The sequence below is a fragment of the Haloarcula sebkhae genome (assembly GCF_014647415.1).
GTDB classification, from domain to species: domain Archaea; phylum Halobacteriota; class Halobacteria; order Halobacteriales; family Haloarculaceae; genus Haloarcula; species Haloarcula sebkhae.
Genome location: NZ_BMPD01000001.1, coordinates 1046162 through 1067489, shown reverse-complemented (window position 1 = coordinate 1067489; position 21328 = coordinate 1046162). Strand labels below are relative to the sequence as shown.

Here is a 21328-nt window from a genome sequence, read left to right as displayed (position 1 = left end):
TCGTAACGGACTCAGGCCGGACCCGCCCGACCGAGGGAGAAGAGCAGCAGCGCCCCCAGCAAAAAGAACCCAGTCAGCACCGTCTCTGACACTGGCAGAATCCATTCGCCGAACGCGCCGACAAGGAGGAGGGTAATGGCAGCTGTGCCGGGAAGCGGTCTAGTGCGGATCGAGCGCCAGAGCAGCCACAGCGACCACCGGAGACCGTCAAGCTGTGAGATAGCGTGTGTGACCAGTGAGCGGTTCGCGTCCGGGTTCTTGGCGGACTCGAACGCAGCGAGGGCTTCGAGAGCGACGGTCACCACCTCGCCGGTGTGGACCCGATGGCCGGCCGCGTCCCCGACTAACAACAGCGTCACGGAATCATCGTCCGCACCGACGACGCGGTAGATACCGTCGGGAACCCGGCTTTCGCGGCCGACCTCGGCCGGCCGGACGTGGTCACCGACAGCGACGCCGCCATCGACCATCTCACTCCCAAGGGTGGTACCCGGGGCGGTCCGGCCACAGCGGATACCAGTACTCCTTGTCGTCCTCGACGGTGATTTCGTCGCTGAGGTTACTGTCCAGTTTGAACTCCGCGGAGGTGTTGCGCTCGTGGCTGTCGTGGGGGTCCGGCGCGAACGGGTAGTACGCGCCACGGCGGAAGGAGTACACCCAGTAGACGGTCTGGTCGCTGCGCACGTCCTCAAACGAGAACAGCGCCGCGAGCAAGCGCGACCCGTAGCGCCGTTCGACGAGCGTGTCCGCCGCGAAGTGAATCGACGTGAGCAGGTCCTCGAAGTCGTTGTCGTGGAGCACGACCCACTGATAGCCGTGGTCGTCGGTCTCGAAGGTCGCCCGCGTGCCCGTCTCGACCATCCCGGCGTCGAGAATGGATTCGACCTCGTCGATAGCGTCCTGAAAATCCGTACTGTCGACATCGGCGAAACACAGCGCCGCCTCGCCGGTCGGTTCGTACCCCAGATCGGCCTCCATCGTGATGTAGGCGGTACTCATCCCGAACAGATCGTCGGGGTCGGCGTCCCGCGTCGCGTCGGCCTCGGCTTTCACCCCGAGAACGCTCTTGAGTCCGTCGAGCAATCCCATATGTGAACCCCTACGGGCCGGAGACCAAGGTGGTTTGCGTCTCGGCTAGTTGATGTGGTTGTGTCCGAAGACAAGGACAACTATTCTAACAGCCGGAAAGCCCCACCCAGCCTGGATTGACCAACCGCTTACGGGCGGGACTGAAAGGGGCGAGACACTGGGCGTTCGAGGCGAAGCAAGCACTGGAGCGAGTGAAATGAGCGAAGGGCGCAGCGAGTCGCAGGAGCCCAGCGTCTCGGGGCTTTCTGGCTCTATACAGTAGCTACTGCGAGACGGCACACTCCCTCATACCTGTAAGTCAAAAAGCCAACTATTGCTAGCGGCTTTCGAGTTCGCGTTCGAGGTCCTGCAGGCGGTCAATGCGCTTCTCTGTCGTGGGGTGGGTGCTGAACAGTCGGCCGATCCAGCCGACGTTAATCGGGATGATGAAGAAGGCGTTCATCTCAGCCTGGTCGCGCATATCCTCCTTGGGGACCTTGTCCATCCGGCCGTCGATTTTCATCAGTGCGTTCGCGAGGGCGGCGGGCTTGCCGGTAATCATCGCGCCGCCGCGGTCGGCGGCGTACTCGCGGTAGCGGCTGAGCGTCCGGATCAGGAGGAACGAGATGACCCAGACGACCAGCGAGATGAGGATGGCGACGATGACGGGCACCTGCTGGCCACCGCGCTCGCGGCCGCCGCTGAACAGCCAACCCCACCGGACGATGAGGAAGGCAATCGTCGAGAGGAACGACGCAATAGTCATCACCATCACGTCGCGGTTCTTGATGTGAGCCAGTTCATGGGCGATGACGCCCTCCAGTTCGTCCTGCTCCAGCGTGTCCATGATGCCAGTCGTCACGCAGACAGCCGAGCTATCTTTCGACCGGCCGGTGGCGAAGGCGTTGGGCACTCGAGAGTCAGCGACGGCGACCTTCGGCTTCGGGAGGTCGGCCTGCTGGGCCAGGCGGTCGACGGTCCGGTGGAGTTCCGGATACTCCTCCGGTTCGACCGTCCGGGCCCCCATCGAGTACAGGGCGAGCTTGTCGCTGAAGAAGAACTGCGCACCGAGGAACAGTCCCATGACGACCACGATAAGGGCGAGATTACTGAAATACAGCGTGAGCGCTCCAAGAAAGACGATGTACAGCGCGAACAGCAGGAACATCGTCAGGGCCATCCGGCCACGGAGCCCCCAGTCTGTTTGCCACTCCATACGCAGTGATAGGCGGTCGACACTCTAAAACCTCGCTATCGTGGGAAAGCACCACACGGCAGAGCCAGAGGAGCCGTCAACAGGACAGCTGTCCACACGCATTTACTCTCCGGACAACAATCGGGTACATGACCGACACAGTCGTCGTCACTGGCGGGCGCGGACGCTCCGGGCGCTGGATCTGTGACCACCTCGCCGGCGAGTACCACGTTGTCTGCGTGGACCTAGACCACCCCGGCTGGGAGATTCCGACGCGGGAGCACATTGAATTCAAGGCTGTCGATGTGACCGAGGGGGTCGAGGTCCGGGACCTGTTCAGCGAGGTCGACCCGGACGCCGTCGTCCACTGGGCCGCGTTGCCAGCGCCGGAGCGGCACGCGGGCACGCGAGTGTTCGGTACTAACATTTCGGCGACGTACAACGTCATCGACGCTGCAGGTCGCGCCGGCGCGGACGTCGTCTGGGCGTCCTCTGAGAGCGCCTACGGACTGGCCTTCGCCGAGGAGACGCCGCTCCCGGCGTATCTCCCGATGGACGAATCCCATCCGACCGCGCCGGAGGACCCGTACGGCACGTCGAAGGTCGCCGGCGAAGAGGTGGCGAAGATGGTCGTCCGGCGTGATGGCATCGACGTGGCCTCGATACGGCCGTCATGGATTCAGTACCCCGGTGAGTACAACTGTCGGGATGTGGCCACGGGCGACCTCGCCGGCGGCACCGGTAACTGCTGGTCCTACGTCGACGTGCGCGACGTGGCGACGGCCGTCGCGGCGGCGCTCGATGCCGACCTCGGCGGGCACGAAGCGTTCAACGTCGCCGCCGCCGAGAACTACGTCGGCCGGCCGACGGCTGAACTCGTCGAAGAACAGTGGAATGAGCGTCCCACGGAGTGTAAGCTGGACGGCGACCAGTCAGCGCTCTCGACGGCGAAAGCACAGGGGCTGTTGGACTGGGAGCCCGAACACAGTTGGCGCGAGGCCGCCGACGCCGACATTGCAGCACCGACACTCACGGGTGAGTAATCGGAGGTCGTACTGGCCCATTTGCGGAGTAGTCGCGGTGGCGGAACACACGGCTTAAACGGTTCAGTACAGTAGGACCGGTAATGAGCCGGTCGGGAGAGTTCTGTCCACGCTGCGGTGACGAGATACCGGAGGGCACTGACGAGCGCCCGGAGCTTGCGGGTGCTGGCGGCCAGCGCAACTCCGAGCACGTCCTCTGTGACGCCTGTTACTTCGAGGAGTTCGATCTTGTGGACGCCCCCGACACTATTCAGGTACGGGTCTGTTCGCGGTGTGGCGCGGTCCACAAGGGGAACCGCTGGGTCGACATCGGCGCGGAGGACTACACCGACATCGCCGTCGAGCAGGTCAGCGAAGCACTGGGTATCCACGTCGACGCCCAGTCAGTCGCCTGGCAGGTCGCTCCCGAGCAACTCGACAAGAACAACATCCGGATGCACGCGGAGTTCTCCGGGGTCATCCGCGGGACGCCGGTCACCGAGGAGGTCACCGTCCCCGTCCGCATCTCCCGGCAGACGTGCAAGCGCTGCGGGAAGATCGCCGGCGGTTCCTTCGCCAGCATCGTGCAGGTGCGAGCCGACGGCCGCGATCCGACCGACGACGAGCGCGAGCGCGCCGAGGAGATCGCGGAGGAGTACATCGCCGCTCGTGAGGAAACGGGCGACCGCAACGCATTCATTACCGAGACCAAGTCCGTCGACGACGGGCTGGACATGAAAATCTCGACGAACCAGATGGGGCAGGGAATCGCCAAGCGCATCACCGCCCAACTCGGGGGCTCCTACTCCGACTCACGGCGTCTCATCTCCGAGGACGAAGACGGGCAAGAGCTGTACCGGATGACCTACGCGGTCCGCCTGCCCCGCTACCGCCAGGGCGAGGTCATCGACCCGGAGGACGGCGACGGGCCGGTACTGGTCCGCTCGGTCCAGGGGAACCTTAAGGGCGTCCGCCTGGCGACCGGCGAGGACTACGAAGCCAGTTTCGAGGACGGCGAGACCCCCGACGCCCGGCGGCTGGGGTTCCGCGAGGACGCCCAGACGACCACGCTCGTCGCCGTCGAGGACGACAACGCCGTTCAGGTGCTTGATCCCGAGACCTTCGAGAGCAAGACCGTCCCGCGACCGGACTACCTCGACACCGACGCCGACGAGGTGCCGGTGCTGAAGAGCCACGCCGGGTTGCACATCCTCCCAACCAAGGGAGACGACACAGAGACCGATGAGTGATGGTTCAGGGGCGCAAGACGACCAGCAGCTAGCCGTCGTCGTCGCCAAACCCCGCTCGCAGGTCGCTATCGAATCCCTGCAGGCCGAGGGCGTCTACGACGATACCAGAAGCGTCACCGAGTGGACCGCGGACAGCGTCGCCGTCCCGGTGACTGCCCCGCCACAGGAGACGCAGTTCCGAGAGGTCGTCCGGCAAGTCGGCGAGCGCCGCCTCCGAACGCTCGACGACCACCTCCGGGAACGCGGCTGGACCGAGGCTGAAATCGATGCCGCCCCCAGTTCCTGGGCCGTCCTTGGCTCCGTCGTACTCATCGACATCGGCGACAGCCCCCGACCCGCGGAAGTCGGCGAGGCGCTGCTGGCGCTCCACGGCGAGGCCGGAACGGTGCTGGCCCGCCACGGTATCTCCGGCGAGCACCGCGAACCCAGCGTCGAGGTCATCGCCGGCGACGGCGACACCGAGACGGTCCACACCGAACACGGCACGCGCTACGCGATGGACCTCGCGGAGGTGATGTTCTCCCCCGGCAACAAAGCCGAGCGGGCGCAGATGGGTGACACTGTTGACCCTGATGAGCGCGTCCTGGACATGTTCGCCGGCATCGGCTACTTTACCCTCCCGATGGCCCGCGCCGGCGCGCACGTCACCGCCGTTGAACGCAACCCAGCGTCGTTTCGCTTCCTGGTCGAGAACGTCATGCTGAACGACGTGGACGAGCGCGTACACCCGTACCGGGCCGATTGTCGGGAAGTCGTACCGGGCTTTGCCAGCGAGGGTCGCGCCGACCGAGTAGTGATGGGCTACTACGAGGCACACGAGTACCTCGACAGCGCGCTTGACGCACTCGCGCCCGGCGGCGTCCTCCACATGCACGAAGCGACACCGGACGCGCTCGTGTTTGACCGCCCAATCGAGCGACTGGAGGCGGCCGCTGCCGAAGCCGACCGGGGTGTAGAAGTGCTAGACACTCGGCGCGTCAAGGAGTACAGCGAGGGTGTCGCCCACGTCGTCGTGGACGCTCGGGTGCAGTAGGGCGTCTTTAGCCAAGCAGTCCAGGATAGAGAGGAAGTAACACACGACGAACAAACGGTCGTAACGCCTAATTAGCCGAGTGGCCAAGAGGACGCCATGGATAGACAGCAGATAGTCGCCGTCATTCTCGTCGGCCTGATGGTCGGGTCCTCAGTGGTCTACGGGTTAGCCTTCGCCTTCTTCTAGTCCCACACGTCCGAAAGCGGGTGATTTCCGTTCCCGGACCGCGACCGCGAGCGGTCGTGCCGGCGTTTCGTACCCGAACTGAGCGCCGAAAGCGCCTGATCCGGCGCGAACCGGGGCAAGTCGGGCTGGGAGAGGCGGTCGACCTGAGCACGGAACCAGTCGGGCATATCGTGTTCGGCGCGGTCAAACAGATCAAGCAGCGACGAGTCCGCAAGGTAGGTCGCGCCGTAGTCATCGGGCGCGCGGACGACGCGGCCACAGGCCTGGATGACCGTCCGCAGTGCAGTCCGGTAGTACCATCCCCACTGGTCGTCTTCGAGCCGTCGGGCGACGCGGGAGTCGCGAGTGTTGGGGTAGGGAGCCTTGCACAGCACCTGCCAGCGACAGAGGTCGCCTTCGAGGTCGAGAGCCTCCTCCATCTTCACCGAAAGGAACACGTCGGGGTTGTCGCTGCGCTTCCAGGCGGACAGCGCACCGTCTCGACCTTCTTTGTCGTGGGTACGGACGCGAGCGCCGACGCCGAAGTCGTCAAGCAACTCCTTCAGTTGCTCCTGAATGGCATACGAGTGGCAGTGAATCAGTCCCTTCTCGTCCGTGTGCCGGGCCATGATACGCACGATAGTGCGAGCGATGTCCGGTAGCGTGTCGTCGCGGTGCTCGTAGGTCATTTTCCCCTGAGCGACGTCGTACAGCGGCCGGTTCTCGACGGGGAACGTGTGGCCGACTTCCACGAGTGCGACGTTGCTGGGGTCGAGGCCGACGTTAGCACAGAACGCTTCCTTGTTGAGGATAGTCGCCGAGAGCAAGGCAAAGCGGTTGCCACGATCCCAGACGGTGTGTTTGAGATAGCGCTCCGGATTCATCGGCTTGATCGTCACCGGTGCGTGCTCGCTGTCGGCCTGGTCGACGACCCAGGTGGTCGCGCTCTCGGTGTCGGTGTAGTCCTCGCGGAACCAGCCGAGGTCCTGCCGGAGTGTGTTCAGGGAGTCCCGCTCGGCCACCTCCTCGCCGGTTAGTTCCGCCTTCTGTCGTAGTTCCTTCACCCGGCGCTCGGCGAGGTGTTCGACGCGCTCGGTGAAGGCGACGGCCTCGTCCAAGCCGTCGATGTCCGGTACGTCGATATCGTTCCACATCGGTATCGACTGCGGCGAGAGGTCGATAGTGGCGTACATCTCCGCCCACTCGCCCAGGCCGTGGGCCTCGTCGATGACGACCACGTCGCGCTTGCCGAACACGTCGCTGCCGGCGGTCTGCATGAAATACGCCAGCGTCATCGCGGCGATGCGCCGGTTCGAGGCGATGGCACGGTCCGAGAAGTACGGACAGCGGTGTTTGACCTGACAGTCGAATTTCCGTTCGCGCACGCACGGGGCCTGGTTCACCGGCGTGTCAGTCTCGCCGGGAAGGATGCAGTCGTAGTTGTTCTTCCCGCGGATAACACAGAGGTCCTCGAGTAGAGCGTCTTCGGCCACGTCGTCCAGTTGCGAGACCTGTGGCGTTGTGTAGTAGGCATCGATGACCTGCTCTGCGGCGGCCTCGCCGGCAGTTCGGGCACACCCGGCGATTGACCGAGCGAGCAGCGACTTGCCGCTGCCGGTCGGCGCGCGGACGAGGACCACGTCCTTACCACGCTCGAAGGCCGCACGGATGTCAGCCAGAGCCTGCTTCTGGTTGCCCCGGTAGGATGGGGCCGGAAACTCGTCGGTAATCCGTGCGGGGTACACGCGAGAAGGCAACGGACGAGGCGGCCTAAACCTTTCCTGTCGTCGGATGTGCGTCAGTAGTCAGCCGAGATGTCGGAATGGGTCGTGTTCACATGCACGCGGTCGTGGTACTTGTACCCTCGGAATGCTTATACATATACCCCCTGTACGTATATTTGCAATGGCAAACGGTAAGGTTGATTTCTTCAACGACACAGGCGGTTACGGTTTCATCTCGACTGAGGACGCGGACGATGACGTTTTCTTCCACATGGAAGACGTTGGCGGCCCTGACCTCGAAGAAGGCGAGGAAATCGAATTCGACATCGAACAGGCCGACAAGGGCCCCCGCGCGACGAACGTCGTCCGCAACTAAGGCAGATTTCCGGTCGCCTCCGGGCGACCACATCTGACACTTGTTCTTATCCGACGCTCACTCGACGAGCAACGCGTATAGCACGGCACAGAGCCCTACGACGGTCACGAGACCCCTGACGAGTAACACGCCCCCATCTCCGGCACCCGCCCAGTCAACGACAGTGACGGCGGCGTAGACGCCGGCAGTCAGCGACGCGATACCGACGGCGAGCCACCGCATTTTCGGCGCGTCGTTGCGCCGGTAGCCGCGGTAGGCCAGCGACGCGACGAACAGTCCGACGGCGGCCGTTAGGGCTCGCGAGAGTTCCGCGACGAGATCCGGCGCGAGTAAGTCGAGGACCACCGTCACGACGACTCACCGCCGTAGACCGTCCAGAGAATCGTTCCCAGTCCGAACAGTTCGCAGGCGCTCACGAGAACTGAGCGCCCGACGGCACCGACAGCAGTGGCCGTGGGGAGCACGATACGGAGGATTTCCGGGACAGTCGTGAGTAGGAGAAGCCCGACAGCGAGGGTCAGCATGCCGGTCCGGCCGGGGCCGCGACGGTAGCCACGAATCAAGACGATGGCGATGGCGGCCGAGAGTGCAACTGTGACGAGCGAGAGCGCGATAACGGCCAGGGCAATCCCCGGGTCGGTCCAGCCCGTGCGTATCTGCAGTAGTGTCGCGAGCATCTCAGGACAGCCCCTCAAACAGGTCGGTGAATCGGTCCGCCGGGTCCTGCGAGGATCGCGTGACGGCGATGTCGTATGTCCCGTCGACGAACGTGACTGTCACGTCCTCGACGGTCGCGACGTAGCGCTTGTAGTGGTGGCCGTCTGGGTCGACGGCCTGCCGTTCGGCGACAAGGTCGGCAGCCACCAGTCGGTCGAGGCGGCGGTACGCCGTCGGATCAGACATCTCGCAGGCCGTACAGAGTTCAGAGACAGACATCGGTCCAGTAGTGAGTTCAGCGATGATGGCCCGCGCGTACTCGTCTTCGAGTAGCGCGAGCAGTTCGTCGTCGCCGACCGCGTCCATAGTCGCTCCAGCGAGCGGAGTATAATAAAAAGTCTCACCGGCTTCCACCCCGGAAGCGGTGCCCGCGGTGATACGTCGGCTCCGGCCGGCCGTCCATGTGTGTCACCGAACCCACCGGAGCAAAGGGACAGACAGACGACCACGAGCGTGGTCGAGCGGGCTGCCTCGGGACTCCGCTGGCCGGTCTGGAACAGTGCAGACAGGAGGGTCAGAGCGCCGCTGCGCGCGGTGCTTCCAGCGGTGTTGTCGTTTCTGGTCCTCGCGGCGCTACAGTCTGTCGTTCGATCACGGTTCACACATCCGGTCCGAGAACCGATCGAAGCGGCCGGGATCGGGGCAATTCTCGTCGCCACTGTGTTCGTCAGTGCTCGTCTCCTCGACCGCCGCTCCGTCGGCGAGTACGGGCTGTCGCTCGACCGCCGCTGGTGGCGATCGTTCGCCGTCGGCGGCGCGATAGCGACCGTCATCAACGCCGGCGCGCTCGCCGTCGCTGTCGGTGCGGGCTGGGCCACGGTTGTCGGGGTCGCGGAGGGGGCCGGCGACCTCCCGTTCCTCCCGGCGATGGTCGTCGTCTTCGCCTACATCGCCCTCGCAGCGGCTTGGGAAGAGGTCGTCTTCCGCGGCGCGATGCTGAAGAACCTCGCCGAGGGGGCGGATGGACTGATTCCGCAGTGGGCGGCGGTTGGGCTCGCGGTGCTCCTGAGTGCGCTCGTCTTCGCCTTCCTGCACGGCGGGAAGATCGATCACCTGAGCCAGTACGGCTACTACCTACTCGCCGGACTCGTCTTGAGCGGTGCGTACGTACTCACCGGTGACCTCGCGCTCCCGATCGGCTTTCACGTCTGGTACAACTTTACCCAAAGCGCGGTGTTCGGTCTCGGTCACTCACAGCAGACCCCCGAACTGCTCGCCGTCGAAATCGTCGGCCCACCTCGATGGGTCGGCGAGGAAGGGGTCGTCTTCACTGTCTTTGCTGTCATCGGGGGGCTTCTGATATTGGCATACGTTCGCTGGCGCGACGGGCGGTTAGGACTCGACAAGCGCGTGAGCCGGTGGACGCCGGTATCCGAGCGGGATACCTGAGAATATCAGGACGGATCGCCGAGCGCGGCCACGTCGGCCGCCGTCACTTCCTGATCGTCGGGTAGCCGGTCGATACAGTCATAACAGAGAAAGTGCTCCGTGTCGTCGCCGAGTTCGAGGACGATGCCCTCAGTCGGTCTGGACTCCTGCGACCAGATGTTAGCGATGCCGCCGGCTATCGAAACGTTCGTATCGCACCCGTCGCAGGCTCTGGAGGCCATTACCCGATATTTATACGCTGTATACACTTCAAGGTAGCTGGCCCCTTCGAACAGGTCGGCGTGATTAACTCTCGACATACTTTTGTCGTCCGGTGGGCACCATCCAGATAATGCAAATACTGGTCACAGGGGGTGCCGGGTTCATCGGCGGTCACCTGGCACAGCGATTCGCCGCCGACAGCCACGATGTCGTCGTGCTCGACAACCGCGACCCGTTCTACGATCTGGATATCAAGCATCATAACGTCGAAGCGGGACGGGAGGCCGCCCGGAACAGCGGCGGAAGCTACGAGTTCGTCGAGGGCGACGTGCGTGACGCAGAGCTGGTGACGGACCTCGTCGCCGACGCCGACTACGTCTATCATCAGGCCGCCCAGGCTGGCGTCCGACCGAGCGTCAAGAACCCGCGCAAGTATGACGAGGTCAATGTCGACGGCACGCTGAACCTCCTCGACGCCTGCCGCGACGAAGGTATCGAGCGGTTTGTGATGGCATCCTCTTCCTCTGTCTACGGGAAGCCACAGTACCTGCCCTACGACGAGCAACATCCAACGACGCCCGTTTCGCCCTACGGCGCGTCGAAGCTCGCCGCCGAGCGGTACGCCTGCGCTTACAGCGAGGTGTACGACCTCTCTACCGTAGCTCTTCGCTATTTCACCGTCTACGGCCCCCGGATGCGCCCGAACATGGCCATCTCGAACTTCGTCTCCCGGTGTCACAACGGCGAGCCGCCGGTCATCTACGGCGACGGGACGCAGACACGCGATTTCACCTACATCGAGGACGTCATCGACGCGAACATGACGCTGCTGCACGAGGACGCCGCCGACGGGCAGGCGATCAACACCGGGTCGACAGACAACATCGAGATCAAGACGCTCGCGACGGAGATCCGCGACCAGATCAACCCGGACCTCGATCTAGTCTACGAGGAACGCCACGACGCCGACGCCGAACACACCCACGCCGCGACCGACCGGGCCGAGGAACTGCTCGGCTACGACCCGGACCACACTATCCGGGAGGGTGTCTCGAAGTTCATCGACTGGTACCGCGACAACCGCGACTGGTACGAGCCGCTCGTTCGACAGTCCTGAGAGGCGACACGAACAGACCACGGTTTTAACCTCGTCCCGTCCTGCAAGAAGGGTATGCACGTGCTCGTGACCGGTGCGACGGGGTTTGTCGGGAGCCATCTCGTCCCGGCGCTCCTCGCGGCCGGTCACAGCGTTCGCGCCCTTGTTCGCGACCCGAGCGGGTACGACTCACCCGACGGCGTCGACGTGGTGACAGGTGACCTGCTCGATGCAGGCAGTTTCGACGCCGGTCTCGACGGCGTCGACGCCGCGTACTATCTGGTCCATTCGATGCGTGCCGGAAGCGACTACGCCGAGCGGGACCGGCGGGCGGTGCGGAACTTCCGTCGAGCCGCTGACGAGGCCGGCGTCGACCGGGTCGTCTACCTCGGCGGCCTCGGCGAGGACGACGAGACGCTGTCGGAACACCTCCGGTCGCGCCGTGAGGTCGAATTCATTCTCCGGGACGGCGAATACGACCTGACGACGTTCCGGGCGGCTATCATCATCGGCGCGGGCTCGGCGAGCTTCCGGATGATACGCGAGCTAACGACGCGACTGCCCGTGATGCTGACGCCGCGCTGGGTGCGAACAGACTGTCATCCGATCGCTATCGACGACGTCATTTCGTATCTGGTCGATGTGATCGATAAGCCGGAAACGGCCGGCGAAACCTATGAGATCGGCGGGCCAGAGGTACTGACATACGCTGAGATCCTGAAACGGACGGGCCGGCTCATGGGGACCGGTGAGCCGACAATCGTGCCGATACCGGTGTTGACACCGAAGCTGTCGGCGTACTGGGTCGCCCTCATGACCGACGTGCCATCGAGCGTCGCCCGCCCGCTCATCCACGGCCTGAAGACGCCGGTGGTCGCAGACACCGAAGCGGCTCAGACAGAGTTCACCGTTGACCCGACATCGTTCGCAGATGCGGTCAGGCTGGCCCTCAGCGAACCGCGGAGTCGAGATGCGGCACAGGCGGCCGCGGCCACGGGTGGTGCCGGCAGATGAGCGGTGATAGCGCTCGACCCGAGTACGGCGAGACGTGGGTGTACGAAAGCATCATCGGCGCATTGCCGGGGATTCGGCTCCCGACGTGGGCCGCGATGGCGATTCAACTGCTCGTCTTCGAGGTTGCCATCGTCGCCCTGTCGTGGTACTACGAGGTCTGGAGCGCCGCAATCGCCGGAACGGTCGTCGTGTTCGTCGCGACCATCGGAAGCGCGGAGATGCTCCGTATCAGCACGCTCATCCGCCGTATCGACGTGCCACCGACTTACCGTGCGCTGCTGTTCGCCTCGAACGTGGAAGTCGTGTTGTCCGTCCTCGCGTACATCGCCCTGCTCACACATCTGTTCGTGTTCGACCCGCAGGTCAGCTCGATGCCACTGCTCAACCGACTGTTCGGGTCGGAGCCGCCGGTACTGGTCGTATACCTGACGCTACTCATACTCTGGGACGTGAGTTACCGCATCGGGACGGGGTGGTGGGCCAGCGTCACGGGCCTGTGGCGGTCGGCTCGCTACCGGTTCGATCCCGAGACAGCGCGGGTGTTCATGCGGGCCGATCTAGAGATATGGGGCTTTGGCGTCCTCCAGCTCGTGCTCGTGCCGTTCGTGCTCGACCAGCCGGTGCTGCTCGCGGCGCTAGTCGGCCATGTGTTAGCCGTCACAGCGGTGACGGCCGTCTCTGTCGGACTATTGCGCTACCGGTCGAGAACGGCCGCAGTCAGTCAGAGTTGATCTGCTTGAACTGATCGAGCAACTCTTCTGTCGACTCGTCACCGTCGTAGTCGACGCTCCCGTGGTATGTACTCCGGTCGTCGTCTTCCGACAGTTCGACCTCGCTGTTCTTGCGTTCACGGCGTTCGTGTTCGTCGTCGTCGTACGCTCCCATCGACATAGGTTACCACGGTGAAACTTGGCTGGTAGTGACTATCAATGTAACGGTGGTCACAGAAACCGTACCACACGGGCAACAGAGCAGTCGAACGGTCCAAAAGGGGATGTTTCGACAGGGCGGAACGCCCAAGACCACTGACCATCTACACGACCCTGTGGCTGGTCCCTTACGTCTGCGACAGTCGAACGAGCGATGGAGTGAAAAGCGAGTCCGAACGGACCTGCTGACACCGTTACAGAACACCTTCGGTGCGACGATGAACGGACCGTGGTTCGCCCCGCCGGAGGGCTGGGCCGCCCGCCGACTGGAGATGGACAACGGCGATCTGGCGCTGTTTTGCTGGAACGGCCAGCGGGCGTACTGGGTCGGAAATACGGAGACACCGGAGACGCTGTGGCGGACGGAGAAGTACACGTTCGACGAGGTGCCCGACGAGATTAGCGAGTGGGTCCAGCGCGAACTATTCGCCCAGCTAGAGGTGGAAGACCCGTGGCTCACCGAGTACGAGACGCTGGCGCACTTTTTCCTACCCGTGTTTCTCTCGAAGGACGGCCGGGAGTCGACACGGACGTTCTTCCGGGACCACGCCGGCGGCTTCCCGGACGCCGACCGAGCGGACGGACTGGCGTTCTACGACGACTTCCTGGCGACCGGCGCACTGGACGACTATCGCTACACGATGGCGAGCAAACTCGGGACCAGCGAGGGCTTTGACCTCTCGCGGATGCGGGCGACGATGGGCGAGTTCAACGTCGCCAAACTGCTCGTCGACGCGGGCAACGACATCACCCCCGAAGTCGAACTGGACTCGGGCCACTCCGTCGACTTCCGGGTCGAAGACACACTCGTCGAGGTCACGCGTCCCCGGCCGCCGTCCCGACGGCAGGTCGACACTGCCGTCGGCGCGGTGAAGGCGTCCGGCGACGCGAAGACACGCGACCAGCTAGCAGCCCACCCCGGTGCGGTCCTCGTGGTCGACTGCAGTTCGTTCCCAGACGACGACTGGCGGCGAGTCTACGGCGAACAGCCGGATGTGGGGTACTCACCGACTATCGTGTTCCGTGCTCGCCCGGACGGCAGCATGGAAGGGTACGCCTACGGCTCGGTTCCGTTCCCGCTGCCGTTCTAATACAGCAGAGCACGTTATCTTCCTCGAAATCCGGGGCGTAACATATAACGCGCCGGACCGGCAAGGCTGAGAGAGATAGCTGTGGTGGACGACACAGAACAACCGAAGACCAGCGGTACGGGGCAGTCGGTCTCGGAGGTGATGGACCGGCTCGAATCGCTCCGGTCCGAAGAGGAAGACCGTGCCGAGAGCGCCACCGCCGGCGTCCTGCTGGACCAGTTGGAGGAGGTCGAACAGCGGCTGCTGGCCTTCGGCGAGGCGCTGGGCGGCACCGCCGACACCGTGACAGACCTCCCGTTTACCGAGGAAGCCGGGCTGGACCACATGCCCGAGCCGCTATACGTCCGCCACGACACCGAGATGCTGAATCAGGTCACATCGTGGCTCCTCCAGGACCAGCACATCGGACTGGTGAGCCCCTACGGCACCGGAAAGACGGCCTTCCGTGAAATCGTGCTGCGGGACCTCTCGAAACACGAGGGTTTTGTCATCACGCATCTGGACAACCCACGCGAGACGACGCCCCGAAAACTGTACCAGACGGTGCTGACAGCCGCCTACGCCGCGGGCTACTCCATCGACCAGCGCAACTACTCGCAGGTCCGCGACGGGATTCCGTGGGCGACCGCTGAAGCGAAAGACGCCGTCCACGAGATCGTCCGTCGCGTGCGCGAGGACGAGAAAACGCTCCTGCTGGTCGTCGACGAGATCGAGGTTCTTGAGGCGGACCTGCTGTCGCCGCTGCAGGTGGCTGGCGACGCCGGCGTTCGGCTGTTCCTCACCGGGACACCGGAGGGGAAACGGCGCGTCGCCGAGATCCGCGGAACGCTCGACTCCCGGCTGCGATACTACGAGGGTATCGACCCGTTCTCGCCGGACGACGTAGCCGAGTACGCCGCCCGCTCGCTGGCGTACTTCCGAGACGAACCGTACGAGGGGCAGGCCCCGGATCTGTTCACCCGGGCCGCAATCGAAGATATCCACGAGCGGACCGATGGCAATCCCCGGGAAGTCCGCATCGAGTGTCGCGAACTGTTCACAAGGGCGGCGTTCGTCTGGTACCGGACCGGACAGGACATCTCCCGCATCCAGATTACGCCGGAGTTGCGCCACCGGCGGTTCGGAATGGGCCGCTGAGCGTTCCTGAGTGGGTATATAAACCACCCACGTTAGGTAGTATCACACCGTCGAGTGTGGCATGCAGTAAGGCGATATGGCGGCTGTGACCACAGCATTTATATAGAATCACATTCAATCATCGTTTGACTATGGCTCAACAGCAGATGGGCAACCAGCCCATGATTGTACTTTCCGAGGAGTCCCAGCGGACATCCGGAAAGGACGCGCAGTCGATGAACATCACGGCCGGGACGGCCGTCGCCGAGGCCGTTCGGACGACACTGGGTCCGAAGGGCATGGACAAGATGCTCGTCGACAACTCGGGCTCGGTCGTCGTCACGAACGACGGCGTCACCATCCTCGACGAGATGGACATCGAGCACCCCGCCGCTAACATGATCGTCGAGGTCGCCCAGACCCAGGAAGACGAAGTGGGCGACGGCACGACCACGGCGGTCGTCATGGCCGGCGAACTCCTCTCGAAGGCCGAGGAACTCCTCGACCAGGACATCCACGCTAGCATCCTGGCTCAGGGGTACCGCCAGGCCGCCGAGAAGGCCAAGGAAATCCTCGAAAACAACGCCATCGACGTCGACGCCGACGACACGGAGACCCTCGAAAAGGTCGCCGCGACCGCGATGACCGGCAAGGGCGCGGAGTCCTCCAAGGACGTCCTCGCCGAGCTCGTCGTCCGCGCCGCACAGTCCGTCGTCGACGATGACGGCAGCGTCGACACCGACAACATCCAGATCGAAACCGTCGTCGGCGGCGCAACCGACGAGTCCGAACTCGTCGAAGGCGTCATCGTCGACAAGGAACGCGTCCACGACAACATGCCGTTCGCCGTCGAGGACGCCGACGTTGCCCTGCTCGACACGGCCATCGAAGTTCCGGAAACGGAGCTCGACACCGAAGTCAACGTCACCGACCCCGACCAGCTCCAGCAGTTCCTCGACCAGGAAGAGGAACAGCTCAAGGAGATGGTCGACAAGCTCAAAGAAGCCGGTGCTGACGTCGTCTTCTGCCAGAAGGGCATCGACGACATGGCTCAGCACTACCTCGCCCAGGGAGGTATTCTCGCTGTTCGCCGCGCCAAGAAGTCCGACATCGAGGCCCTTTCGCGCTCGACCGGCGCGCGCATCATCTCGAACATCGACGACATCGAAGCCGACGACCTCGGCTTCGCCGGCTCCGTTGCCCAGAAGGACATCGCTGGCGACGAGCGCATCTTCGTCGAGGACGTCGAGGACGCCCGCGCTGTCACGATGATCCTCCGCGGCGGCACCGAACACGTCGTCGACGAAGTCGAGCGCGCCATCGAGGACTCGCTCGGCGTCGTCGCCGCCACGCTGGAGGACGGGAAGGTCCTGCCCGGCGGCGGTGCCCCCGAGACGCAGCTCGCACTCGGCCTGCGCGACCACGCCGACTCCGTTGGTGGGCGCGAACAGCTCGCCGTCGAAGCCTTCGCCGACGCCATCGACGTCATCCCGCGCACCCTTGCGGAGAACGCCGGTCTCGACCCGATCGACTCGCTGGTCGACCTCCGCAGCAAGCACGACGGTGGCGCAGTCACCTCCGGGCTTGACGCCTACACCGGTGAGGTCGTCGACATGGAAGAGGACGGCGTCGTTGAGCCCCTCCGTGTCAAGACCCAGGCCGTCGAAAGCGCAACCGAAGCAGCCGTCATGATCCTCCGCATCGATGACGTCATCGCCGCTGGCGACCTCAAGGGTGGCCAGGGCGACGACGACGAGGACGAAGGCGGACCTGGCGGCCCAGGCGGCGCGCCCGGCGGAATGGGCGGCGGCATGGGCGGTATGGGCGGCATGATGTAAGCGAGGTTTCGAAGAAACCTCGGTAAGCCGAGCGGGGAACAGAGCGGGACCGAAGGTCCCGCAGGCAGTCGGGCGGCACTGCCGCCCGACGACGAAGTGACCCGCGAGGCAAACCACACATGCGAAACCTGCAGCCCCCTGTCGCGCCGCTTCGCGGCGCGGTAGTCACTCGCTGCGATTGAACCGGCGCGCTTCGCGCGCCGGATGCTTGCCCTACTCGTCGATTCGAGCGACAACCACTGCGGTTCTATATTTTCTATCCTCAGACCGGGTAGTGATGACGCTGCGTCGTTTTTCAAACGGTATCGCAAAATTCACCTTTCGGAAGCAGTCGCCACGGTCAAACCGACGTACACCTTTGAATCGGTATGGACCTAACACGGACCGAACGGCGGCTGCTATGGACTGGAACGGCGTTGGCTGGCGTGCTTCATCTGCTTGTTCCGGGGCTGTTACTGTCGCTGGCGCGGCTGGGCTATCGCTGGGCACTGTCGGTGGAGTTCACGCCGCAGGACGGGGCCCGTCGCCGGGTCAGGCTGCTTGGCGTTGGGAACCTCGTTGTTGCGGCGGTGCTGAGACGGCTACTCGACTGAAACGGCGGCTACTGCACGGCTGACTCGACGTGTTCGACGGCCTCAGCAGGGGTGTCGACGTGTTCGATGGCGTCGCCGCCGGCCACGCTGTCGAGGCGGTGTGTTCCGAGCCCGGCGACCGGTCGGTCTATGTCGAGGGCGTGGCCGAGTTCCGAGAGCGTCCCGGTGCCGCCGTCGATAGCGATGACGGCCGCGCCGTTCATCACGACGAGGACGTTGCGAGCGTTTCCGAGTCCCGTCGCAATGGCGGTCTGGACGTAGTCGTTTGCAGCGGCCCGGCGCTCACCAGGGAGGATACCGACAGTGTGACCGCCGGCCTCGCTCGCACCCCGACAGGCCGCCTCCATCACGCCAGTGAGGCCGCCACAGACGACATCGTGGCCATGCTCACCGAGTCGCCGCCCGACCTCCCGTGCCTGCTGGTACTGTTCGTCGGTAACTGTCGAGCCGCCGATGACGGAAACGCGCATAGCTACTCGTGCAGCGGGAAACAGAAAAACAGCGCCGGATTACAGCTGGTCGAGCCAGTCCTGCGCGCGGGATTCGGTGGTCTCGGCGATGTCAGCCAGTTCAGCCGCGTCGTAGTCAGCCAGGTCCGCAACGCTGTGGATGCCGGCGTCGTGCAGACGGTCGGCGTAGGTCGGGCCGATACCGGAGACGCTATCGACATCGGCAGGTCCGTCGGTCGCGTCGTCTTCGTTCTCAGTAGCGTCGGCATCGACATCGTCAGTCGCGTCGACGTCGATCTCAGTGGGTTCCGACTGGTCTACCGCGTCGTCTGCAGCCGCTTCGGGGGATTCGACCTCGATGTCGACTTCCTCGCCCCCTTTGCTGCGCTCCGAGTACCACTCGGCGACTTCGGGCCAGAGGTCGGCGTGCGTCGACGACGAGACGGAGAGCCCGATGTGGCCCGTCGAGAACTCGATGGTACGCGTGTCGTCGCTGGCGATGACGTCGTTGAACGGCTTGGAGGCCTCCGGCGGAATGAGGTGGTCGTATTCACCCATGAGCTGGAGGACGGGCATGTCGATGTTGTCCAGGTCGACGTGCTTGCCGTCGAGTTCCAGTTCGTTCCGATAGAGCTTGTTGTCCTGGTACACGTCTTCGAGGAACTGAACGTAAGCCTCGCCGGCTACGTCGATACCATCGCCGAGCCACTTCTCCATCCGGCCGAAGTTCTCGACGAAGCCTTCGTTCTCCATGTTCTCCGAGAACCGGATGTACTTCGTGACGTAGTTCTCGACGGGATCCATCAGCGCGAAGCCGATGTCAAGCATATCGGAGGGGACGTTACCGAACGTGTCGACGACGTCCTGCGGGGAGTAGTACTCCTCGGAGCCCCACTCTTCGAGGACGCCGCCGGTGTGGTCGAAGCACAGCCCAGCGGCCATCAGGCCCAGAGTATTGACCTTCTCTTTGTGGAGCGCGGTGTACATTACCGACATCGTCCCGCCCATACAGTAGCCGAGGATGTTGATCGCGTCCTGCCCGGAGCGCTCGCGGACCACGTCGACGCAGTTGTCCATATAGCGGTTGACGTAGTCGTCGAGGGTGAGGTGCTGGTCGAGCCGCGAGGGCTCGTTCCAGTCGATGAGGTACACGTCGTGGCCCGCCTCAAGCAGGCGTCGGACGACCGACCGCTCCTCTTGCAGGTCAAGGATGTACGGCCGGTTGATGAGGGCGTAGACGATGAGGATCGGCACGTCCTCCCTCTCCTCTTCGGGTACCTCGATGCCGGCAGCCTCGGCGTCGTAATGGAGGAGTTCGAGCTTGTTCTCCTCGTACACGACGTTACTCGGCGTCTGGCCGACTTCGACGGACTCCAGCAGTTCCAGTCGCTCGTCGGCGATCTGACTGGTCTCGGCAGCGTCAGTCATGTTCTCCAGTGTCTTGCGCTGCCAGTTGAGGGCGGCTTCGAACGGATTGAAAGGGTTGCTTGACATGATTACTCTTCTAAGTGTTCGAGCACGCGGTCGAGTTTCTGTTCGACCGCATGCTGGCGGCGCTCAAGCTCGATGAGTCGCTCGCCGATCTCGTCGACATCGTCTCGCGTCGGGAAGCCGAGCTGTTCCAGCGTGTCCTGGCTCAGGTCGTCTGCTTCCTGTTGCATCTCCATCATCGACTCGACGAGCTGACCGTTCGCGGCCGCGAAGGCCGAGGTGCCCATAACGTGTTTGAACGCCTCGTTGGCGGACTGCAGCCAGATGTCACGGAATTCGGCGGGGTCGACGTCTTCGCCCCGAGCGGCGTCGGTCGAGCGTTCGACCATCTGCTCGGCGGCGTCCATCCACTCCTCGTAGGCGCGGTTGTACCCGTCCATCCCGTCAGCAAGGTCCTCCTGCTCCGGGATCGTATCTTCGACGGCATCGGCCCACGACTCCACGAAGGCTGCCTGAGCCTTCATGTTCTGCTCCATCGAGTCAGCGACCGCGTTGTTCATCTCCTCAACCATCTCCGTCCATTCCTCCTGAATGTCGTTTGTGTTACTCATAATAGTACCTCGGCGGCGGGCGCACAAAAAAACCGACTGTCGTTCTTACGCTTCGACGTCGACAGCGTCGGCAGCTTCGGCCTGCACTTCCTCGACCTGCTCCTGAATCTCCTCGACCTGCTCCTGCACTTCTTCGAGTTGCTCGCCGAACTGCTCGGCGGCCTCGACGGACTGCGCTTCGAGTTCCTCGTGGGCCTCGACGAGCATGTCGACCTGGTCGTTGACGGCGGCGACGTACTCGTCAGTCATCTCGTCGTAGGTGTCGACGCCCTCTTCGAGCTCCGTTTCCATGTTGTCGAACAGTTCGGCGTGGTTCTCGAGCAGGAAGTCGAACTGCTCGTCGACGGTCTCGCGGATCTGCTCGACAGTTTCGGTCATGCCGGGCATCGTCGACGCCATCGCGTCGAGGTAGCTGTGGAACGCGGTCTGCTGGAGCTCGACACCGCGGCGCTGTGCCGACTCCTGTGTGTCGAGGCTGTCAATAACCGCGTTGTTGACGTTCTGCTGGAGGGAAACGCTCTGTTCGAGCGCCTTCTGGCTCTGCTCGATCGTCGCACGCTGCATCTCGAACGCTGTCGTGACGGGGGTTGTGTAGTCTACCATTGTTGGATTACTCGCTGTTGTTAGTGACCGGGAGGACGACGGCTTGAACGATATCGCCTTCGTCGATGCCCAGCGCCTCTCGCTCCGCATCGGGGATGCTGATCCGACCCCCGCTTTGTACGCGGGTCTTGAACGTCGCCATCTGGCTCATGGCACCGAGTTGATTCATATCGAAACTCGGCATGCCACCGTTGGCGAACATCTGTTTCATCAGCTGCTGTTGCTGTTCCATCGCGTTCTCGCTCGCCTGTTGCATCCCCTTGAACATCGGAGGCCACATCAGGCCATCATCCTCGTCGGCCATCGGTCAACTACATGTACTCTCCTCAACAGTATAAAGCTTCCGCCAAAAACCATTGAGTACCATTGAATGGTAGAGGATGGTATTAGCGGTTCAGGAGCGTCGAGGAACGTGCT

At 63.7% G+C, this 21328-nt stretch carries 26 protein-coding genes; 12 read left to right on the top strand and 14 right to left on the bottom strand.

The window, feature by feature from the left end:
• Positions 1-11: 11 nt before the first annotated feature.
• From IEY38_RS05600 to htpX, 3 genes are all read right to left on the bottom strand, one after another.
• Positions 12-470, bottom strand: a complete 459-nt coding sequence (locus tag IEY38_RS05600) for a hypothetical protein (protein WP_188976007.1) — start codon at positions 468-470, stop codon at positions 12-14.
• A gap of 1 nt (position 471) precedes the next feature.
• Positions 472-1089 (bottom strand): PspA-associated protein PspAB, encoded by a 618-nt coding sequence (gene pspAB / locus IEY38_RS05595; RefSeq protein ID WP_188976005.1) that lies wholly within the window; start codon positions 1087-1089, stop codon positions 472-474.
• Positions 1090-1405: 316 nt separating this feature from the next.
• Complete coding sequence (gene htpX / locus IEY38_RS05590; RefSeq protein WP_170096444.1) at positions 1406-2284, bottom strand: zinc metalloprotease HtpX; 879 nt, start codon at positions 2282-2284, stop codon at positions 1406-1408.
• A gap of 128 nt (positions 2285-2412) precedes the next feature.
• On the opposite strand from htpX, the gene IEY38_RS05585 reads away from it, so the two are divergent.
• The 3 genes from IEY38_RS05585 (at position 2413) to IEY38_RS05575 (ending at position 5568) form a co-directional block, all read left to right on the top strand.
• The gene (locus IEY38_RS05585) at positions 2413-3306 is read left to right on the top strand and encodes an NAD-dependent epimerase/dehydratase family protein (RefSeq protein WP_188976003.1); all 894 of its coding nucleotides are present in this window, start codon (positions 2413-2415) and stop codon (positions 3304-3306) included.
• An 83-nt stretch (positions 3307-3389) separates the two neighbouring features.
• Positions 3390-4535: a 60S ribosomal export protein NMD3 gene (locus tag IEY38_RS05580; RefSeq protein WP_188976001.1), complete on the top strand. Its 1146-nt coding sequence runs from the start codon at positions 3390-3392 to the stop codon at positions 4533-4535.
• Positions 4528-5568, top strand: coding sequence for a class I SAM-dependent methyltransferase (locus IEY38_RS05575; protein WP_188975999.1), 1041 nt, complete (start codon positions 4528-4530; stop codon positions 5566-5568). Before IEY38_RS05580 ends, IEY38_RS05575 begins: the two co-directional genes overlap by 8 nt.
• A gap of 182 nt (positions 5569-5750) precedes the next feature.
• On the opposite strand, the gene IEY38_RS05570 is transcribed toward IEY38_RS05575, so the two are convergent.
• Complete coding sequence (locus IEY38_RS05570; RefSeq protein ID WP_188975997.1) at positions 5751-7478, bottom strand: ATP-dependent DNA helicase; 1728 nt, start codon at positions 7476-7478, stop codon at positions 5751-5753.
• 160 nt (positions 7479-7638) lie between these two features.
• On the opposite strand from IEY38_RS05570, the gene IEY38_RS05565 reads away from it, so the two are divergent.
• Positions 7639-7833, top strand: a complete 195-nt coding sequence (locus IEY38_RS05565) for a cold-shock protein (protein ID WP_004516469.1) — start codon at positions 7639-7641, stop codon at positions 7831-7833.
• A 57-nt stretch (positions 7834-7890) separates the two neighbouring features.
• Here IEY38_RS05565 and IEY38_RS05560 read toward each other — a convergent pair whose 3' ends face one another.
• Genes IEY38_RS05560 through IEY38_RS05550 form a run of 3 tightly spaced genes read right to left on the bottom strand, consistent with a single transcriptional unit; the run spans position 7891 to position 8856 of the window.
• Entirely contained in the window at positions 7891-8184 is a 294-nt protein-coding gene (locus IEY38_RS05560; protein WP_188975995.1) for a DUF7521 family protein, read from the bottom strand.
• A complete protein-coding gene (locus IEY38_RS05555) occupies positions 8181-8510 on the bottom strand; it encodes a hypothetical protein (RefSeq protein WP_188975993.1) in 330 nt (109 codons plus the stop codon). Before IEY38_RS05555 ends, IEY38_RS05560 begins: the two co-directional genes overlap by 4 nt.
• Position 8511: 1 nt before the next feature.
• The gene (locus IEY38_RS05550) at positions 8512-8856 is read right to left on the bottom strand and encodes a winged helix-turn-helix domain-containing protein (protein ID WP_188975992.1); all 345 of its coding nucleotides are present in this window, start codon (positions 8854-8856) and stop codon (positions 8512-8514) included.
• A 99-nt stretch (positions 8857-8955) separates the two neighbouring features.
• Here IEY38_RS05550 and IEY38_RS05545 point away from each other — a divergent pair, with 99 nt between their 5' ends.
• Positions 8956-9939: a CPBP family intramembrane glutamic endopeptidase gene (locus IEY38_RS05545; RefSeq protein ID WP_188975990.1), complete on the top strand. Its 984-nt coding sequence runs from the start codon at positions 8956-8958 to the stop codon at positions 9937-9939.
• A gap of 5 nt (positions 9940-9944) precedes the next feature.
• On the opposite strand, the gene IEY38_RS05540 is transcribed toward IEY38_RS05545, so the two are convergent.
• Complete coding sequence (locus tag IEY38_RS05540; RefSeq protein WP_188975988.1) at positions 9945-10160, bottom strand: DUF7561 family protein; 216 nt, start codon at positions 10158-10160, stop codon at positions 9945-9947.
• Positions 10161-10270: 110 nt separating this feature from the next.
• Between IEY38_RS05540 and IEY38_RS05535 the strand changes: the two genes are divergently transcribed.
• From IEY38_RS05535 to IEY38_RS05525, 3 genes are read left to right on the top strand one after another with little or no spacing between them, the layout of a single operon-like run.
• Positions 10271-11257: an NAD-dependent epimerase/dehydratase family protein gene (locus IEY38_RS05535; RefSeq protein WP_188975986.1), complete on the top strand. Its 987-nt coding sequence runs from the start codon at positions 10271-10273 to the stop codon at positions 11255-11257.
• A gap of 54 nt (positions 11258-11311) precedes the next feature.
• A complete protein-coding gene (locus IEY38_RS05530; protein ID WP_188975984.1) occupies positions 11312-12250 on the top strand; it encodes an NAD(P)H-binding protein in 939 nt (312 codons plus the stop codon).
• A complete protein-coding gene (locus tag IEY38_RS05525; RefSeq protein WP_170096453.1) occupies positions 12247-12981 on the top strand; it encodes a DUF7530 family protein in 735 nt (244 codons plus the stop codon). Before IEY38_RS05530 ends, IEY38_RS05525 begins: the two co-directional genes overlap by 4 nt.
• Here IEY38_RS05525 and IEY38_RS05520 read toward each other — a convergent pair.
• A complete protein-coding gene (locus IEY38_RS05520) occupies positions 12968-13141 on the bottom strand; it encodes a DUF5786 family protein (protein WP_004960301.1) in 174 nt (57 codons plus the stop codon). The genes IEY38_RS05525 and IEY38_RS05520 overlap by 14 nt on opposite strands.
• 154 nt (positions 13142-13295) lie before the next feature.
• On the opposite strand from IEY38_RS05520, the gene IEY38_RS05515 reads away from it, so the two are divergent.
• The 4 genes from IEY38_RS05515 to IEY38_RS05500 all read left to right on the top strand — a co-directional run bounded on the left by IEY38_RS05515 (position 13296) and on the right by IEY38_RS05500 (position 17817).
• The gene (locus IEY38_RS05515) at positions 13296-14270 is read left to right on the top strand and encodes a DUF5784 family protein (RefSeq protein ID WP_188975982.1); all 975 of its coding nucleotides are present in this window, start codon (positions 13296-13298) and stop codon (positions 14268-14270) included.
• 141 nt (positions 14271-14411) lie between these two features.
• Positions 14412-15407 carry an AAA family ATPase gene (locus IEY38_RS05510; protein ID WP_170097392.1) on the top strand — a complete coding sequence of 332 codons (996 nt, stop codon included), beginning with the start codon at positions 14412-14414 and terminating at the stop codon, positions 15405-15407.
• 146 nt (positions 15408-15553) lie between these two features.
• Positions 15554-17224 carry a thermosome subunit alpha gene (gene thsA / locus IEY38_RS05505; protein WP_188976149.1) on the top strand — a complete coding sequence of 557 codons (1671 nt, stop codon included), beginning with the start codon at positions 15554-15556 and terminating at the stop codon, positions 17222-17224.
• Positions 17225-17592: 368 nt separating this feature from the next.
• The gene (locus IEY38_RS05500; RefSeq protein ID WP_188975980.1) at positions 17593-17817 is read left to right on the top strand and encodes a hypothetical protein; all 225 of its coding nucleotides are present in this window, start codon (positions 17593-17595) and stop codon (positions 17815-17817) included.
• Positions 17818-17825: 8 nt separating this feature from the next.
• Here the strand turns inward: IEY38_RS05500 and IEY38_RS05495 are convergent, their stop codons facing one another.
• The 5 genes from IEY38_RS05495 to IEY38_RS05475 are packed head-to-tail and all read right to left on the bottom strand — an operon-like array spanning position 17826 to position 21215.
• The gene (locus tag IEY38_RS05495) at positions 17826-18287 is read right to left on the bottom strand and encodes a TIGR00725 family protein (protein WP_188975978.1); all 462 of its coding nucleotides are present in this window, start codon (positions 18285-18287) and stop codon (positions 17826-17828) included.
• Positions 18288-18326: 39 nt separating this feature from the next.
• Positions 18327-19760: a poly(3-hydroxyalkanoate) polymerase subunit PhaC gene (gene phaC / locus IEY38_RS05490; RefSeq protein WP_188975977.1), complete on the bottom strand. Its 1434-nt coding sequence runs from the start codon at positions 19758-19760 to the stop codon at positions 18327-18329.
• Between the two features lie 2 nt (positions 19761-19762).
• Positions 19763-20308 carry a poly(R)-hydroxyalkanoic acid synthase subunit PhaE gene (locus IEY38_RS05485; RefSeq protein ID WP_005536593.1) on the bottom strand — a complete coding sequence of 182 codons (546 nt, stop codon included), beginning with the start codon at positions 20306-20308 and terminating at the stop codon, positions 19763-19765.
• Positions 20309-20353: 45 nt separating this feature from the next.
• Positions 20354-20911 (bottom strand): hypothetical protein, encoded by a 558-nt coding sequence (locus tag IEY38_RS05480; protein WP_188975975.1) that lies wholly within the window; start codon positions 20909-20911, stop codon positions 20354-20356.
• 7 nt (positions 20912-20918) lie between these two features.
• Positions 20919-21215, bottom strand: a complete 297-nt coding sequence (locus IEY38_RS05475; protein WP_188975973.1) for an AbrB/MazE/SpoVT family DNA-binding domain-containing protein — start codon at positions 21213-21215, stop codon at positions 20919-20921.
• Positions 21216-21328 lie beyond the last annotated feature (113 nt).

Excerpts from the sequence above, each read along its gene's own strand:
- phaC (WP_188975977.1), bottom strand. The coding sequence starts at position 19,760 with ATGTCAAGCAACCCTTTCAATCCGTTCGAAGCCGCCCTCAACTGGCAG.
- IEY38_RS05575 (WP_188975999.1), top strand. The coding sequence starts at position 4,528 with ATGAGTGATGGTTCAGGGGCGCAAGACGACCAGCAGCTAGCCGTCGTC.
- IEY38_RS05510 (WP_170097392.1), top strand. The coding sequence starts at position 14,412 with ATGGACCGGCTCGAATCGCTCCGGTCCGAAGAGGAAGACCGTGCCGAG.
- IEY38_RS05600 (WP_188976007.1), bottom strand. The coding sequence starts at position 470 with ATGGTCGATGGCGGCGTCGCTGTCGGTGACCACGTCCGGCCGGCCGAG.
- IEY38_RS05485 (WP_005536593.1), bottom strand. The coding sequence starts at position 20,308 with ATGAGTAACACAAACGACATTCAGGAGGAATGGACGGAGATGGTTGAG.
- IEY38_RS05520 (WP_004960301.1), bottom strand. The coding sequence starts at position 13,141 with ATGTCGATGGGAGCGTACGACGACGACGAACACGAACGCCGTGAACGC.
- IEY38_RS05525 (WP_170096453.1), top strand. The coding sequence starts at position 12,247 with ATGAGCGGTGATAGCGCTCGACCCGAGTACGGCGAGACGTGGGTGTAC.
- IEY38_RS05530 (WP_188975984.1), top strand. The coding sequence starts at position 11,312 with ATGCACGTGCTCGTGACCGGTGCGACGGGGTTTGTCGGGAGCCATCTC.
- IEY38_RS05475 (WP_188975973.1), bottom strand. The coding sequence starts at position 21,215 with ATGGCCGACGAGGATGATGGCCTGATGTGGCCTCCGATGTTCAAGGGG.
- IEY38_RS05495 (WP_188975978.1), bottom strand. The coding sequence starts at position 18,287 with ATGCGCGTTTCCGTCATCGGCGGCTCGACAGTTACCGACGAACAGTAC.
- IEY38_RS05550 (WP_188975992.1), bottom strand. The coding sequence starts at position 8,856 with ATGGACGCGGTCGGCGACGACGAACTGCTCGCGCTACTCGAAGACGAG.
- IEY38_RS05580 (WP_188976001.1), top strand. The coding sequence starts at position 3,390 with ATGAGCCGGTCGGGAGAGTTCTGTCCACGCTGCGGTGACGAGATACCG.
- IEY38_RS05500 (WP_188975980.1), top strand. The coding sequence starts at position 17,593 with ATGGACCTAACACGGACCGAACGGCGGCTGCTATGGACTGGAACGGCG.
- htpX (WP_170096444.1), bottom strand. The coding sequence starts at position 2,284 with ATGGAGTGGCAAACAGACTGGGGGCTCCGTGGCCGGATGGCCCTGACG.
- thsA (WP_188976149.1), top strand. The coding sequence starts at position 15,554 with ATGGGCAACCAGCCCATGATTGTACTTTCCGAGGAGTCCCAGCGGACA.
- IEY38_RS05535 (WP_188975986.1), top strand. The coding sequence starts at position 10,271 with ATGCAAATACTGGTCACAGGGGGTGCCGGGTTCATCGGCGGTCACCTG.
- IEY38_RS05555 (WP_188975993.1), bottom strand. The coding sequence starts at position 8,510 with ATGCTCGCGACACTACTGCAGATACGCACGGGCTGGACCGACCCGGGG.
- pspAB (WP_188976005.1), bottom strand. The coding sequence starts at position 1,089 with ATGGGATTGCTCGACGGACTCAAGAGCGTTCTCGGGGTGAAAGCCGAG.
- IEY38_RS05540 (WP_188975988.1), bottom strand. The coding sequence starts at position 10,160 with ATGGCCTCCAGAGCCTGCGACGGGTGCGATACGAACGTTTCGATAGCC.
- IEY38_RS05565 (WP_004516469.1), top strand. The coding sequence starts at position 7,639 with ATGGCAAACGGTAAGGTTGATTTCTTCAACGACACAGGCGGTTACGGT.
- IEY38_RS05480 (WP_188975975.1), bottom strand. The coding sequence starts at position 20,911 with ATGGTAGACTACACAACCCCCGTCACGACAGCGTTCGAGATGCAGCGT.
- IEY38_RS05585 (WP_188976003.1), top strand. The coding sequence starts at position 2,413 with ATGACCGACACAGTCGTCGTCACTGGCGGGCGCGGACGCTCCGGGCGC.